Below are 14621 nucleotides of genomic sequence, written 5' to 3'. Positions count from 1 at the left end.
CCGATTTTGGCAAAAATAATAAGCCCGGAGCACTATTTCGCTCCGAGCCGTTTTTCCCGGCCTGTGACAGGCCGGATCCGTCTGCCGTGAAACTTTACAGCAGGTCGGCGGCAATCTGGGCAAGGCGCGATCGCTCCCCCTTCTCCAGCGTCACATGGCCGCTGATCGCCTCGGCTTTGAAGCGTTCCACCAGATAAGTCAGGCCATTGCTCGCCGCATCGAGGTACGGATGGTCAATCTGCGCCGGATCGCCCATCAGGATGATTTTACTGCCTTCCCCGACACGGGAGACAATCGTCTTGACCTCATGCTTGGATAAATTTTGCGCCTCGTCAATAATAATGAATTGCCCCGGTATGGAGCGGCCTCGAATATAGGTCAACGCCTCCACCTGAATGTTGTTCATCCCGACTAGGATTTTGTCGATGTCGCCGGATTTTTTCGTATCGAACAGGAACTCCAGATTATCATAAATCGGCTGCATCCACGGACGCAGCTTCTCCTCCTTCTCGCCCGGCAAATACCCGATATCCTTGCCCATCGGCACGACTGGCCGCGCAATCAGCAGTTTTTTGTACTTCCGCTCATCTTCCACCTTCATCAGCCCGGCGGCCAGCGCCAATAGCGTTTTTCCCGTTCCCGCTTTCCCTGTCAGCGTCACCAGGGGAATGTCGTCGTTAAGCAGCAGCTCTAGCGCCATCCGCTGCTGGGCGTTGCGGGCCGTAATCCCCCACACCGGATCATTGCTTAAATAGAGCGGCTCCAGCTTGGTGGCCTCGGCATTTACCTTGAGCAAGGCGGATTTGCTCGTTCCGATCTCGTCCTTCAAAATGACAAATTGATGCGGATGCAGCCCCAGCCCGAGCTGCTTCAGGTGGAGCATGCGGTTGGTGTAGAATTCGTCGATCATGCCGGGGTGAACATGAACGGAGCACAGGCCGCTGTATAAGTCATCACCCGATTGAACCGTCCGGTCGGATAAATAGTCTTCCGTATGCAGACCAAGCACGTCCGCCTTAATCCGGACAAGCACATCCTTGCTGACCAGAATGACATTCGACGGATGCTCGGCATGCTTTTGCTCCAATTGGTAATTCAAGGCGACGGCCAGTATCCGATTGTCGTTCGATACTTCTCCGAACATTTCCTGAACCTTGACGAAGCTGCGATGGTTCAATTCCACCTTCAGCGTGCCTCCATTGGGGAGACGGACGCCATGATGCAGATGCCCGTGTTCCCGCAAGCCGTCCAGCAGCCGCGATACCATTCTTGCATTGCGTCCGAGCTCATCGGCATTGCGTTTCTTGGAATCCATTTCTTCGAGCACAACGGCAGGAATGATCACTTCATTATCTTGAAAAGCAAACAGCGCCTTCGGATCATGCAGCAGCACGTTAGTATCCAATACAAATATTTTGCTCATTGGATTCTCCTTTCGCCGAACCGACCGTTCCAAGAGGGAGGGCATGGCGATTCATTTTTGCATTACATAAAAAATGCCGCGGCCGTTCACACTATACTCAATCGGAAGTCTCATTTTTTATTGTCAAACAAAAGGAAAGGTTGATACGTGATGCATAGATTGCTACTTGCTATCGTGATCGTGGGAATGCTCGCCGGATGCGGCAATGCGAACAGGCAAGCGACGCCAGGAAGTTACTCCGGAGGACAGGCGCAGCCAATCCAGGACGGCAAGCGCAACATTCGAGACGCGGGGGCGGTCAGCCAGCATCTGGCCGATCTGGCGCGCAAAGTGCCTGGCGTGAAAAGCGCGAATTGCGTCGTCTTCGGAAATACGGCTATTGTCGGCATTGATGTCGATTCCGAGATGGAGCGTTCCCGCGTCGGAACCATCAAGTATTCCGTGGCCGAGGCTCTGAGCAAGGATAAATATGGCGCCAACGCCCTTGTGACAGCCGACATGGACATTAATGCAAGACTGCGCGAGATGGCTGCCGACATTCGCCAGGGGCGGCCGGTATCCGGCTTCGCGAACGAGCTCGCCGATATTGTGGGACGCATCGTTCCTCAAGTTCCGAGCCATGTGAAGCAGATCCGCGAGAATGCGCCTGAGCCGGCACCGAAAGACGGAACCCGCTCCCAGCAGGGGCGTTAACCGCCGGTTGGGACGCGCAGGGGCCTGAAGCTGAAGCCCATCGAGCGCGCGGCGGCTTCCGGGCCAGGCAAGACAACCGCCGAGCGTACCCAAATGCAGCAAAAAGCCTAGTATGTACTAGGCTTTTTGCATTGGTGCCGATCTTGCCCCTTGCATAGGCGCGCGCCAGGCCGGCCTTATCGGCATCGGGCCGCAGCATGCGGCTCCCCGCCAGATTCAGCATGCTGTCCTGCTGTCCATTGTGCATCGCGGATGGCTGCTTCGGCATGGCTTCAACCTCCTACACAAGTTCGTTACCTGTCACTCTATTGTATTAATCGATGAAGCAAAAATTGCATACAACTTGTATAACTAGGCCGCAGGGGAAGGGGAAGCTGGCGTCTCCGCCGGCTCCTCCGTTCCCTCCGGAACGGCCGGCTCCTTAAGCGATTTGCCTGCCAGAACGTCCTTTAGCGCCTGCTTGGCCTCTTCCAATTTATCCTCGAACGGATAAATATAAGGACTCTTCCAGTCTCCGTCGACCGAGATGTAATGAATATTATCCTTATCAATCGTAATATACGTTGTCAGGGCACTGCGAATCTGGGACGGCAGCATATCGATCGTGAAATTGTCCGCCAAAGCGTCAATGACATCCGTCGCCTTGGTAAGGCCGCCCAACGACTGCATGTTGCTGACGATCTCTTTGAGCACGGCATTCTGGCGCTTATTCCGGTCGAAATCGGTTGTTCCCGGCGTCTGAGGACTGCACCGCCAGCTCGATTTGCGGTAACGGACGAAATCAAGCGCGTTTTTGCCGTCCAGATGTTGAAAGCCCTTGCTCAAATTAATATTGGTGCCGTCTTCCTTGTCAACGTAGCACATATCCTGATCGACATTGACATCGACGCCGCCGACCGCATCGACCAGGTCGACGAAGCCTTTGAAGTTGATGACGGCCGTATAGTCGAGATCGATGCCTAAATATTGGCCGAGCATCACCCGCATCTCGTCCTCCGGCGTCTCGCTGTCCAAGGTGCCCCGCTCTTTCATCACATAAAAGTTAGGATAAAAATGATTCAGCTTATCCGGTCCGTAACCCGGAATATTGAAGTACGTGTCCCGCGGCAGCGACACGAGCACCGCTTCCTGGGTGTCGGGATGAATCGCGCCGACCATAATGACATCCGTCCGCTTCCCCGGAAGCTCCGGCCGGTAATCCAGCCCGAGCAGCACGAACGAGAAGGGCTCGCTCTTCGGCGTCAGCGTGGCCTGAACCGTGCTCGCTCCCTCTCCTCCGACCTTGGCGGTGGAGATCTCATCCAGCTTCTTGTTCGCATACAGCAATATGTATCCGGCGTAACTAATGACGCCGAGAGATAAAATGATAATCGCTATGAGAATGCCTTTTAGCCATTTCGGCATGCCTTTGCGGGCCGAAGCTGCTTTTGCGCTCTGTTGTTTTCTCGGCGGCAATGGTGTCGATGAATTCATAGTTCCTCCCACATCATGTTACTCGTTGTATTTCGGATTCGCTTCGATGTCTTTCCAGAGCCGTTCCGCTTCTTCCCGCTCGAACCGCTCGGAATGCGCAGCCCCATCCTGTTCATAGGTTACGACATAGCTGTCCTCCGCCTCGCTCCATTCCGCGGCGACGAAGCCCAGCCGATGATCTTCGCGCAAAATATCCTCAAAAAAAGCAACCGTCTCCTTCGCCGCCCCGTCCTCGGGGCGGGCATCCGCCACGATCTTAATCTGCAGCCAATTGAACAGCGCAACCGGCAGCTTCATCATATGCGCCCTCGTCCCTTCTGTTCAGATGCCCGCTGCCTTCGCGGCAGCGGGTCAACTTCAATCAGCCTTGATTATTCGCTTCTTTTTTGCGCCGCCGCTCTTCCATGAAGTAGCGGATGCGCACCATGAACATTAAGATGACAGCCACGGACAGACACTGCACGATCGGCAGCTTGTCGATCTGGAAAATAAGAAGAATGAACGCCCCGACCGCCATAAACAGATACACGAAAATTTCTTTGAGCAAGGGCAGCTTCTGCTGCGTACGGAACACTTTATTGAAGATGTACACCATGAACGCAAAAATAAGCACATAGCTTATATATGGATGGGATGCCAACCACGCTTGCATCGAGGGTCACTCCTTTTCCAACGTTGTCCAAATCCCATTATACATGGGATTCGGACATTTTGCGCACTTTTTCTGCCCGTTCGCGTTCGCTCTTGTTCAGAATTTTTTTGCGCAGGCGGACCGTGGACGGAGTAATCTCGCAGTATTCATCATCGTTCAAATATTCCAGAGCCTGCTCCAGCGAGAACAGGCGCGGCGTCTTCATGCGGACCGTTTCATCCTTCGTCGCCGACCGGACGTTCGTCAAGGCCTTCTCTTTGCAGATGTTGACGACGATGTCGTTGTCGCGGTTATGCTCGCCTACGATCATGCCTTCATACACCTCAGTTCCCGGCTGAAGGAACAGTACGCCGCGATCCTCGACCGACAACATGCCGTACATGGTGCTTGTGCCCGTCTCGGTCGAGACCAGCACCCCTTGATGCCGTCCGCCGACTTGGCCGCCGACATAAGGACCGTAATGGTCGAACGCATGGTTCATAATGCCGTAGCCGCGGGTCAGCGTCAGGAAGTTGGTGCGGTAACCGATGAGTCCGCGGGCCGGAATCAGAAATTCGAGGCGGACCTGGCCGTTGCCATGGTTGATCATATTGACCATCTCGGCCCGCCGGGTGCCCAAGCTCTCCATGACCGGACCGGTGCAATCTTCAGGAATGTCGATAACAAGCCGCTCGATTGGTTCCATTTTTTTGCCGTCGATCACTTTTACGATAACTTCCGGCTTCGACACTTGGAGTTCATAGCCTTCACGGCGCATATTCTCGATCAGAATCCCTAAGTGAAGCTCGCCCCGCCCGGAGACGATGAAGGCCTCCGGACTGTCGGTATCCTCCACCCGCAAGCTGACATCGGTCTCCAGTTCCTTCATCAGCCGTTCGCGCAGCTTGCGGGACGTAATCCATTTCCCTTCTCTTCCGGCGAACGGACTGTTGTTCACTACGAAGGTCATCTGCAGCGTAGGCTCGTCGATATGAAGGACAGGCAATGCCTCCGGATGCGCCGGATCGGCCAGCGTCTCGCCGATATTGATATCCTTGATTCCGGCAATGGCCACGATATCTCCGGCTCCGGCCTCGTCCCGCTCGATCCGCTTCAATCCTTGGAAGCCGAACAGCTTCTCAATCCGCGCCTGCTTCATCTGGCCCTCGCGGTTGATGACGGCGACGGCCTGCCCCTGGCGGATGCGGCCCCGGTTCACGCGCCCGATCGCAATCCGGCCCATATATTCATTGTAATCCAGGAGCGTAACGAGGAACTGGAGCGGCTCATCCGGGTTCTCCGCCGGAGCGGGGATATGCTCCACAATCGTGTCATACAGCGATTGCATGTTGCTGTCCTGCTGCTCGGGCGACAAGCTCGATGTCCCGTTCAGAGCGGACGCGTAGACGACCGGGAAATCGAGCTGGTCGTCATTGGCCTCGAGTTCGATGAACAATTCAAGCACTTCGTCAATGACTTCATGCGGCCGGGCATTCGGACGGTCGATTTTGTTGACGACGACGATCGGCGTCAGATTATGCTCCAGGGCTTTGCGGAGCACGAACTTCGTCTGCGGCATGCAGCCTTCGAAGGCATCGACGACCAGGAGAACCCCGTCGACCATTTTCATAATGCGCTCCACTTCTCCGCCGAAATCGGCGTGACCCGGAGTATCCACGATATTGATCAAGTAATCTTTATACGTAATCGCCGTATTTTTGGCCAGAATGGTAATGCCGCGTTCACGCTCCAGATCGTTCGAGTCCATGACGCGTTCCTGAACCACTTCATTCTCGCGGTACGTTCCGGACTGCTGGAGAAGCTTGTCCACGAGCGTGGTCTTGCCATGGTCAACGTGGGCGATAATAGCGATATTGCGAATATTTTGTCGATCTTGCATACTTGAACCTTTCCCTTCTGGATGTGAATGACAAGCATTGGAATCATCCTCGCGCGCCGGAAGACGAACAAGGAGATTCATCAAGAAAAACGCCGGATTGAGGCGGCGTTTCTACTCGGACGGAATAGTGTCTTCATGTCGTGGCAAGCGGCGGCAAGTGGCGCCAAGCCTCTTAATATCTTCGGCCCAAGCGGCCGAACACGAGAGCGGCTCCAACCACGATGAGCGCAATCGCAATCATGTAAAGGCTGATTGTAATCATGAGCATCAGGATAAAAATGCCGATCCCTGCCCCGCCGAACAACATCGAGCCGAGCCATGCGTTCCTCGGATGGAGCGGATCTTCTACATAATAGCCGTACAGCCCTGCCCCGACCCCAACCAGAAGCAGAGGCCAGAGCCATATGAACAGGCTGGCGCTAATCCAATGCGTCAGCATGAACAGGACGCCGTAGACGGTCAGCATGCCGGCAGGCACCATGGCAACCGGCGGGGCGATTCTCGCCCGAACGAGAGCGTAGGCGCCCGCTCCGGCAAGAAACATGATGAGCGGCCACAAGGTGCCGCCGATAAAAGCAAAGACTCCCCATTTGCCCAACAATATAAATAAGCCTGCAGCGAGGATGACGATGCCGATAAATTGTTGATTTTTGCCCATTCGACAATACCTCCATGCATCATGGTTACGAGTGGCTAGACAGAGTGCGGCGTTCGATGCGTCATTTTTATCTTTTCTAGTGTATATGAAAGTCCGGAAAAATACCACCATCACCTGAAAATTTGCAAAATCCGCAAACGGCGCAAAAAAACAGCCGTTCCCCGAAGGGGCAGCGGCTGTGTGCAGCACCGCATTCTCGCGCCAAACGGGTGTTATTCTGTTCCGATCTTGCCCCTGCCGCGCAAAAATACACTGAGAAGCAATGCCAGTCCGACCAGTACCCAAGGAAGGCTCTCTTCCAAGCGAAGACCCGACCGGTCAATCCAGGCGACGATTTTCGCATCGGACGCAATCATCTCCCCGGCGGTGTACGCCAGAATCCCCGCTCCCGCATACAGGAGCAGCGGCAGGCGCTCCAGCCAGCGGCTGATGATCGAGCTGCCCCATACGATAAGGGGGATGCTGAGCGCAATGCCGAGGATAACGAATTCCATTCGCCCCTTCGCAATCGCTGCGATAGCCAGCACGTTGTCCAAGCTCATCACGAAATCCGCGATCAAAATCGTGCGGATCGCCGTCCATAAGGACCCAGCCTCTCTCACCGCATCCGGCTCCTGCCGGGGCTGGGCGGTCAGTTGGACAGCCAGGGCGAAGAGCATCGCTCCGCCTGCCGCCTGAAGCAGCGGGATTCGAAGCAGCGTGACCGCCGCAACCGTAAGCGCGCAGCGCATCAGCACGGCCCCTCCCACGCCCCACCATACCGCTTGGCGGCGGTAATGAACGGGAAGATGGCGGGAAGCCATGGCGATAATAACCGCGTTGTCCCCGCTCAGCACCATATTGATTAGCAATATTTCCCCAATTATCCATACAGAGTCCACAGTCCGTCCCCCCTGACTACTACATGTATGAACAGAGGAGACAGGCTATGACGTTTTTTTGGACACGAACCCCAAGAGAATCCGGTCTGGCCAGTTAGAACCAGTCATCCGTCCGGGCGGGCTCGCTGTCCGGCTTGCCGGACGCTTCCGCTGCCGACAAATCTTGCCGGCCCGGTCCGGACAGAATAATCGCCTGGTCCGGACTTCCCCCTGCCCGGAGGACGAGGGACTCCGTCTGTTCCACGGCCGCTTCCAGCAGCGCTTCATAATCCTTCAACGAATACTCGGCATATTCGACGACGCGCAGATTCGGATTCGTCGAAGGCGATTTCGGCACGAACAAGGTGCAGCAGTCCTCGTAAGGCAGGATGGACAGGTCATAGGTTCCGATCTGCTCCGCAATGCGGATAATTTCATTCTTGTCCATCGTGACGAGGGGACGCAGAAGCGGCAGATCCGTCACGCGCCCGATGACGTTCATACTCCCGAGCGTCTGGCTCGCCACTTGTCCGAGGCTGTCCCCCGAGATGAGGGCCCCTGCTTTGCGCTGTTCGGCCAGCCGGGTCGAGATGCGCATCATCGCCCGCCGCATGAGCGTAATCATCAGATTATCCGGCGCTTCCTGATGCAGCCGGGTCTGAATCTCGGTGAACGGGACGAGGTGAACCCGCATCCGTCCTGCGTAGTTGGCCAGCACCTGGGCCAGATCCAGCACCTTCTGCTTGGCGCGTTCGCTCGTGAACGGATAGCTGTGGAAATGAATCGCCTCAATTTCCAGACCTTTGCGCAGCGCCTGGTACCCGGCCACAGGGCTGTCAATTCCGCCGGACAGCAGCAGCATGGCCCGCCCGTTGGATGCCAGCGGGAAGCCCCCCGCGCCCGGTATGACTTCATTGAACAGATAGGTCCCTTCCTCGCGCACCTCGACATGCAGCTCGATATCGGGCTGGCGGACATCGACGGTGAGCTGCGGGTATTTGCGGAGAATCGGGGCGCCGACCAGGTGATTCATTTCCTGCGATCCATGCGGGAAGGCTTTCCAGGCTCTCCGGGCCGTGACCTTGAAGGTCGTGTTTTCCCCAGGATTCATCTCGGCCATAAGCTGCAGCGCCGTCTCCACAATCGGTTCCAGCTCCGAGGGAGCCCGCTTCACCGGGCTTAGCGACACGATGCCGAACACCCGCCGCAAGGCGCCAACCACCTCATCTATCGGTTCTCCGTTCAATTCCACGTACATTCGGCCGTATACCCGAATAATTTTGGCCTGCGGGAACGGCGCCAGCACGAATTTGACATGCTGGTAGGCGGCCTTTTCAAATCTGCCGCGGTTCTTTCCTTTAATGGCCAATTCCCCGTATCGGAGAAGTATCATATCGTAATTCATAGCTCGTTCGATCCTTTCCCCTGTTTATCTTCGGCTTGTCCGCATCGGGGCGAGCCGCTTCGTCACTTCCTCCAATGCGTCGGCCAGCCGTTCGATGCCCGCCGCATCGGTATCGGCTCCCATGCTGATGCGAAGTCCGCTCGCCGCTCGTTCCGCATCGTTCGTCATCGCCATCAGCACCCGGCTCGGCTGGTGCAGCTTGGAGGAGCATGCCGATTGGGTGGAGACGATAACGCCCGATTCTTCAAGCGCATGCACCACCACTTCGGACTTCATGCCGGGGAACGACAGATTGACGATATGCGGCGCGGCCAGCGGAAGCGGCGGACTGTTCACCACAAGCGGCTCCACCTGCTCCAACCGGCGCAGCAACAGCCCGCGCAGCTCGGACCAGCGCTCGTAATTCGCCGGCTGCTCTTCGACGGCGAGACGTACCGCCTTGGACAGGGCGATCACGCCCGGCACATTGACGGTGCCCGGCCGGAGACGGTGCTCCTGAGCTCCTCCCGCGAATAAGGGCTTCAGCGGAGCTTGTCCCCGCCGCAGCAAGGCCCCGACTCCTTTGGGCCCCCGGATTTTATGGCCGGAGAGACTGTACAAATGCACGCCCCAACCCTCAAGATCGACCGGAAGCTTGCCCAGGCCCTGTACGCCGTCCACGTGGAACACGATCCCCGGGTGCGCGCGCGCGATGCGGCCTGCCTCCGCAAGCGGCTGCACCGATCCCGTCTCATTATTGACATGCATCAGCGAAATGAGCGCCGTCTCGGGCCGGATGGCCGCTTCCAGTTCAGCGGGACGGATGCGCCCATGCTCATCTACGGGCAAATACGTGACGGCGACGCCCTCCCGCTCCAGCTCCCGGAAGCATTCATAGACGGAGGCATGCTCGACGGCCGATGTGATAATATGCCGCGAGCGGCCCCCGGCCAGAGCCCGCACGGTCCCCAATATGGCGATATTGTTGCTCTCGGTCGCCCCGGACGTGAAAATGACGTCGTACCCCGACGCGTTCAACGCGCCGGCCACGACTTCCCGCGCCCGCCGGACCAGTTGCTCCGCCTGGCCTCCCAATTCGTGAATCGAAGAGGGATTCGCATATATTTGCTCCATCACTTCCGCCATCGTCCGAATGACGTCCGGATGCGGAGGCGTGGATGCGCTATGATCAAAATATACCATTGACGCCGCTGGTGTTTTCAAGCTAATCCTCCTTATAAACCGTGTTCCTATGCCGAATTGAGGAACACCCTTCTCAAGAACGTTCAAAAAGGCCTTTTGTCAGCACCGAGAAGGTTGCAAGAACTCGAAGCCTATGCTTCCAAAGCGAGTTTTGCTCCGCAAAACTTGCAAGGAACAGCGCAGTCCAGGCTCGACGACAGGAGCAGCTGCACTGTTTCCGCAGGAAACATGCTTCGGAAGCACACGCTTTTCAAGAGTGAGAACATCCTCTGGAAACAAAAAAGATCAAAACAGCATGGGAAGCGCGCCACTTATTCCCCGCTTCCGCCGTTGTTGATCCCCTGCAACTTCGACATTACTTGTTATTTTACACGTTTTCTTCGGTTCGCACCATCTTTTTTGAAGTGGATGTGAGGAACGGCGGCCTTCTGCTAGATGATAAAAGAGCTTGTCCCCGCCGCAGCGGTTACAAGCCCTGAACAGAGTGTGATTACATGGATGCCAGCAGCAGGCGAAGAACGATGGCGAAACTCCCAACGATGATGGCGGTCATCCCCAATGATCGGCTCCCTTGCAAATACGACAGGCCTCCAAGCGCAATGCCGCTCAGGCCAAGCACATATGGAAACATAATGACTGATACAATAGAAAACCCCAGGGCAACGGCGCCCACTCCGGAAATATGATCGATTTTTCCCCGTTTTTTCTCAGCGTCAGCGTTCATCGGCTCCGCGGGCGGCAGCGTTGCTGTGTCAGCAGCAAATTCGGTATCGCGCGCGATCGACTCGCGCTGGCGGTTCTTTTTGTGGCGGCGGCCTTTCGCTTTCATGCATTGTCCCTCCCGTTCCCTCGGTTATTTCGGTTCAAATGTTTGGCAGCAGGTTACCGATGATTTGGAAGCTATATCTTTGTGAGGGCCATACTCCTCGCCGAATTCCGACTTCAGATTCGCGGCTGCATGCTTGTCGATTTCAATCATAATCTCGCTGGCTTGACAGCGGTAATCGCCCCAGAACTTGCAGTTGGATACACTGCAATTCACCAATGGCTTGTCACTCATGTCAGTCACCTCCGCTACACAGGATGTCCCGCCGCCGCCGCCCCTATGCCGTGCCGCCCTGCCATTTCCAACACAAAAAGACGCTCCGTTCCAACCCGAAGCGTCATTGACTCTAATTCCGATATTTGTCCGGCCGACCGCCGCCCAAGCTTCGTCCAGTCATTGGGTAAGCTGCATGCGCCGCTCTGACATATAATCGCTTTCGTAATAGCTTAGCTCCTCCCGAAGCTCTTCGAACAGGCGGGACAATTCCCGAACCAGCCGCTTCACCTCAGGATCGGGGGTCATGCGGAAGCGGATCGCTTCCCGGCCGGTATAAGCATACCGCCCATCCTCGGTGTACGCTTCATGCTTCGGATTGAAGAAGGCATGGACGCAATGATGATACAGCTCATACAGCGATTTCTCCGCAAACGCCTGCTCGAAATTCGCCCGCCGCAGCGCGACGCCGAGCCGCTCGTAACTGACCTCGGAAAAAACGAGCAAATGCCGGAAATCTGCCAGTAGTCCTTTGTAAAAAGCCAACGTTTGTTCATCTGTCCGCTCGCCGGCCAGTTGGGCCAGCGTATGCCCGTTCAAAAACCGCTCCAATTGGTCTGCTGCTTGCGCCACGTGGCCCCGGGCCAACTCGCATTGCTGTCTTACCGTGGATGCTGACATGGAAAAAGCTCCTCCCTTAATCGCGTCATTGCATACCTGAACGCTCCAAACGGATACCGTTTTGCCATTTTATCCTACCATAAATCAAAGCAAAACGGTACTGACCCAGCCAATGTTTGGCTTCCTTGTGCCATCCGAATAATTTGTCCCCCAACATCTCAAGCTAAAGCCAAATCTTCCATGCCCCGCGCTCCGCACACAACCCATGTTCAGTGCAGCCGGAGCGGTTGGATACGGCCCGGACAAGGAGGAACATCATATGTTGAAACCCCGCCATTGGGTAGGCATTGCCGCTCTGGGAACGGCGGTTCTGGCCATCCCGTTATTGTGGTCCGCGAACCGGGCTCCGGTGGAGAACGGACGTACTTCCGCGATGCAGGAAACTCATATCAAAAATCAGGTCCTTCAACAGGATATGCATTTTACGGAGCGCTTGTTCGCCATGGACGCCCGCAGAGATATCGATACAGCGCTTGAAGAGTGGCACGGGCAGACACCGAAGCAGATGAACACGCTCGCCGAGGAATTCATTCAAGCCCACCCCCATTTCATTTATATGAAATGGATCGATTCCGGCAAAGGAACGGAATGGGTTAAGGGGAAGCTGCCGAAGGACGAGTCGCGGACCGGCAATCAAAAGCTGGCGGAGCAGTTAAAAATCGCCGAATCGTCCGTCAAAAAGCAGGAATCGTACGTATCCCCGCAGTTGACCATAAAAGGCAAGCATCATATCGTAATGGGGATACCGGCCCCGGGCAAGCAGCACGCGATCGTGGCCCTCGTCAATCAGCATGTCGTTCAGACCGTGCGCAAGCTGCAACAGAAAAATTTGCGCCTTGTCCCTTATCCGCCCGAATCGAAGTTCCGGGTCAAATCCGTGGATGCCGATTCGATGCGGGACGTGAAAGTCAAGGATGGAGAAGACAATGCCGGTACGAGCCACTACTACGAGAACGAAGTCGTGGTGCGGTTCCGGGACGAGCCGACGCCGGAGGCGTTGAAGCGCATGATGCGGGAGACCGGGAGCGAAGAGCCGCGCAGGCACCGGATCGGAGCCACCTATGTATTCCGTTCCCATTGGATGACGGCGGAACAAATGACCCAATATTTCGCTCAGTATGATCCGCTGTATGTCGAGCCCCATTTTCTGTACATGACGAACGGGGAGAGCCGCCCGACCAGCATATTGCCGCTGGTTCGCACTGAGCCGGCCGGCGTGGCGGTCGAAGAACCGAATGACGTCCTGTACAAGCCCTATCAATGGAATCTGCCCAGTATTCAGACGAACCGGGGCTGGTCCATCAGCAAGGGGGCCGATAATGTCATTATCGGGATCGTCGACACTGGGGTCGACTTGAAGCATCATGATCTGAAGGGCCGTCTGCTGAACGGCTATAATGTGTTCGATCCGGGAGCTCCGCCGCAGGACGATGTCGGCCACGGCACCCATGTGGCCGGCATTATCGGAGCCAATGTGAATAACCGGGAAGGCGTGGCCGGCATGACTTGGGTGAATCCGATCCTGCCGGTCAAGGCGCTGGACAGCACCGGATCGGGGACGACCTATTCGGTTGCGGAAGGGATTATCTGGGCCACCGATAACGGAGCCAAGGTCATTAACCTGAGCCTCGGCAACTATGTGGATGGGGCATTCCTCCATGACGCCGTCAAATACGCCTTCGATCGAGATGTCGTGCTGATCGCCGCGACCGGCAACGATAATACGAAGCGACCGGGTTACCCGGCAGCTTATCCCGAAGTCTTCGCCGTCTCTGCGACCGACGCCGATGACAAGCGCGCCTCTTATTCCAATTACGGCAATTACGTTGATGTCGTGGCGCCGGGAACCTCGATCGCCAGCACCTACCCGAACAATCAATATGCCGCCTTGTCAGGCACATCCATGGCCTCGCCGCATGTCACGGCCCTGGCGGCCCTGATACGTTCAATCAACCCCGGGCTCAAAAATACCGAGGTATACGAGATTATGCGCCAGAGTGCGACGGATCTGGGCACGCCAGGCAAGGACATCGATTTCGGCTATGGCAAAATCGACGTCGCCCGGGCGTTGAGCATGGCGGAGCAGGGCAACTCCTCCCTGTCCCTGTACCCGCAAAACATCGAACGCAAGCTGAACCGCTTCATCTCCCGCTTCATCGGCATGTAAATAAGTAAAACACCCGCAGGAAAATCCTGCGGGTGTGTTCGTGTATTGGGTAATATAAAAAAGTTGCAGCTTCGGAAAGCTTGCCATAAGCCGGGTTCTGTACTCATCGTGGTATCGCGGGGGCAACCCTTCCACTACTAAGCGACAATCATCTATCTAGGCTGTGCATTACTGCACCGCTCAAGCGACCAACCCAGACGCGCCTCGGGCCGAGGTGCCTGTATAGACAGGCGTGCGTCCCATTAGGTCTTGCTCCAGATGGGGTTTACCAGGAACGAAGTCACCAGCGTTCCTCGTGGTCTCTTACACCACGGTTCCACCCTTGCCTGTGCCGTCATGAAGACGGCCATCGGCGGTCCATTTCTGTGGCACTATCCTTCAGCTTGCGCTGACTGGACGTTATCCAGCATCCTTGCCCTACGGAGCCCGGACTTTCCTCTCGTGACGCATGTCACCAGCGATTGTCTGTCAAACTTTCCGTCAACATTCGTTAGTATACTAGGTTCTGT

The 14621-nt window shown here is 56.2% G+C and carries 14 protein-coding genes and 1 other RNA gene; 2 read left to right on the top strand and 13 right to left on the bottom strand.

The features are described from left to right. Positions 1-94: 94 nt before the first annotated feature. Positions 95-1423 carry a PhoH family protein gene (locus L6439_RS08670; protein WP_168178965.1) on the bottom strand — a complete coding sequence of 443 codons (1329 nt, stop codon included), beginning with the start codon at positions 1421-1423 and terminating at the stop codon, positions 95-97. A gap of 150 nt (positions 1424-1573) precedes the next feature. Between L6439_RS08670 and L6439_RS08665 the strand changes: the two genes are divergently transcribed. Further along, positions 1574-2116, top strand: coding sequence for a YhcN/YlaJ family sporulation lipoprotein (locus L6439_RS08665; RefSeq protein ID WP_168178966.1), 543 nt, complete (start codon positions 1574-1576; stop codon positions 2114-2116). Between the two features lie 351 nt (positions 2117-2467). On the opposite strand, the gene L6439_RS08660 is transcribed toward L6439_RS08665, so the two are convergent. The 11 genes from L6439_RS08660 to L6439_RS08610 form a co-directional block, all read right to left on the bottom strand. Then, entirely contained in the window at positions 2468-3589 is a 1122-nt protein-coding gene (locus tag L6439_RS08660; RefSeq protein WP_168178967.1) for an LCP family protein, read from the bottom strand. 18 nt (positions 3590-3607) lie between these two features. After that, positions 3608-3889, bottom strand: coding sequence for a hypothetical protein (locus L6439_RS08655; protein ID WP_168178968.1), 282 nt, complete (start codon positions 3887-3889; stop codon positions 3608-3610). A 61-nt stretch (positions 3890-3950) separates the two neighbouring features. Next, positions 3951-4241, bottom strand: coding sequence for a YlaH-like family protein (locus tag L6439_RS08650; RefSeq protein ID WP_168178969.1), 291 nt, complete (start codon positions 4239-4241; stop codon positions 3951-3953). 37 nt (positions 4242-4278) lie between these two features. Then, complete coding sequence (gene typA / locus L6439_RS08645; protein WP_168178970.1) at positions 4279-6120, bottom strand: translational GTPase TypA; 1842 nt, start codon at positions 6118-6120, stop codon at positions 4279-4281. 172 nt (positions 6121-6292) lie between these two features. Further along, entirely contained in the window at positions 6293-6778 is a 486-nt protein-coding gene (locus L6439_RS08640) for a glutamate synthase (protein WP_213469083.1), read from the bottom strand. Positions 6779-6990: 212 nt separating this feature from the next. Beyond that, positions 6991-7659 (bottom strand): TerC family protein, encoded by a 669-nt coding sequence (locus tag L6439_RS08635; protein WP_213469082.1) that lies wholly within the window; start codon positions 7657-7659, stop codon positions 6991-6993. A gap of 94 nt (positions 7660-7753) precedes the next feature. Beyond that, positions 7754-9043: a tRNA uracil 4-sulfurtransferase ThiI gene (gene thiI / locus L6439_RS08630; RefSeq protein ID WP_168178973.1), complete on the bottom strand. Its 1290-nt coding sequence runs from the start codon at positions 9041-9043 to the stop codon at positions 7754-7756. A gap of 24 nt (positions 9044-9067) precedes the next feature. Beyond that, the gene (locus L6439_RS08625; RefSeq protein WP_213469118.1) at positions 9068-10225 is read right to left on the bottom strand and encodes a cysteine desulfurase family protein; all 1158 of its coding nucleotides are present in this window, start codon (positions 10223-10225) and stop codon (positions 9068-9070) included. Positions 10226-10715: 490 nt separating this feature from the next. Next, entirely contained in the window at positions 10716-11054 is a 339-nt protein-coding gene (locus L6439_RS08620; protein ID WP_213469081.1) for a hypothetical protein, read from the bottom strand. 24 nt (positions 11055-11078) lie between these two features. Then, positions 11079-11285 carry a DUF1540 domain-containing protein gene (locus L6439_RS08615; RefSeq protein WP_168178975.1) on the bottom strand — a complete coding sequence of 69 codons (207 nt, stop codon included), beginning with the start codon at positions 11283-11285 and terminating at the stop codon, positions 11079-11081. A 159-nt stretch (positions 11286-11444) separates the two neighbouring features. Next, complete coding sequence (locus L6439_RS08610; protein WP_213469080.1) at positions 11445-11945, bottom strand: DUF3907 family protein; 501 nt, start codon at positions 11943-11945, stop codon at positions 11445-11447. A gap of 259 nt (positions 11946-12204) precedes the next feature. Between L6439_RS08610 and L6439_RS08605 the strand changes: the two genes are divergently transcribed. Continuing rightward, entirely contained in the window at positions 12205-14112 is a 1908-nt protein-coding gene (locus tag L6439_RS08605; protein WP_213469079.1) for a S8 family peptidase, read from the top strand. 71 nt (positions 14113-14183) lie between these two features. On the opposite strand, the gene rnpB is transcribed toward L6439_RS08605, so the two are convergent. Further along, an RNA gene (gene rnpB, locus L6439_RS08600) (RNase P RNA component class A) lies at positions 14184-14589 on the bottom strand. Positions 14590-14621 lie beyond the last annotated feature (32 nt).

Origin of the sequence: Paenibacillus dendritiformis (genome assembly GCF_021654795.1) — a bacterium.
GTDB lineage: Bacteria > Bacillota > Bacilli > Paenibacillales > Paenibacillaceae > Paenibacillus_B.
The sequence above is the reverse complement of the archived record's forward strand: the minus strand, read 5'-3'. Positions and strand labels throughout refer to the sequence as shown.

What these genes read in the sequence shown, in the direction of transcription:
- L6439_RS08670 (WP_168178965.1), bottom strand. Translation starts at nt 1,423, where the DNA reads ATGAGCAAAATATTTGTATTGGATACTAACGTGCTGCTGCATGATCCG.
- L6439_RS08665 (WP_168178966.1), top strand. Translation starts at nt 1,574, where the DNA reads ATGCATAGATTGCTACTTGCTATCGTGATCGTGGGAATGCTCGCCGGA.
- L6439_RS08660 (WP_168178967.1), bottom strand. Translation starts at nt 3,589, where the DNA reads ATGAATTCATCGACACCATTGCCGCCGAGAAAACAACAGAGCGCAAAA.
- L6439_RS08655 (WP_168178968.1), bottom strand. Translation starts at nt 3,889, where the DNA reads ATGATGAAGCTGCCGGTTGCGCTGTTCAATTGGCTGCAGATTAAGATC.
- L6439_RS08650 (WP_168178969.1), bottom strand. Translation starts at nt 4,241, where the DNA reads ATGCAAGCGTGGTTGGCATCCCATCCATATATAAGCTATGTGCTTATT.
- typA (WP_168178970.1), bottom strand. Translation starts at nt 6,120, where the DNA reads ATGCAAGATCGACAAAATATTCGCAATATCGCTATTATCGCCCACGTT.
- L6439_RS08640 (WP_213469083.1), bottom strand. Translation starts at nt 6,778, where the DNA reads ATGGGCAAAAATCAACAATTTATCGGCATCGTCATCCTCGCTGCAGGC.
- thiI (WP_168178973.1), bottom strand. Translation starts at nt 9,043, where the DNA reads ATGAATTACGATATGATACTTCTCCGATACGGGGAATTGGCCATTAAA.
- L6439_RS08625 (WP_213469118.1), bottom strand. Translation starts at nt 10,225, where the DNA reads ATGGTATATTTTGATCATAGCGCATCCACGCCTCCGCATCCGGACGTC.
- L6439_RS08620 (WP_213469081.1), bottom strand. Translation starts at nt 11,054, where the DNA reads ATGAAAGCGAAAGGCCGCCGCCACAAAAAGAACCGCCAGCGCGAGTCG.
- L6439_RS08615 (WP_168178975.1), bottom strand. Translation starts at nt 11,285, where the DNA reads ATGAGTGACAAGCCATTGGTGAATTGCAGTGTATCCAACTGCAAGTTC.
- L6439_RS08610 (WP_213469080.1), bottom strand. Translation starts at nt 11,945, where the DNA reads ATGTCAGCATCCACGGTAAGACAGCAATGCGAGTTGGCCCGGGGCCAC.
- L6439_RS08605 (WP_213469079.1), top strand. Translation starts at nt 12,205, where the DNA reads ATGTTGAAACCCCGCCATTGGGTAGGCATTGCCGCTCTGGGAACGGCG.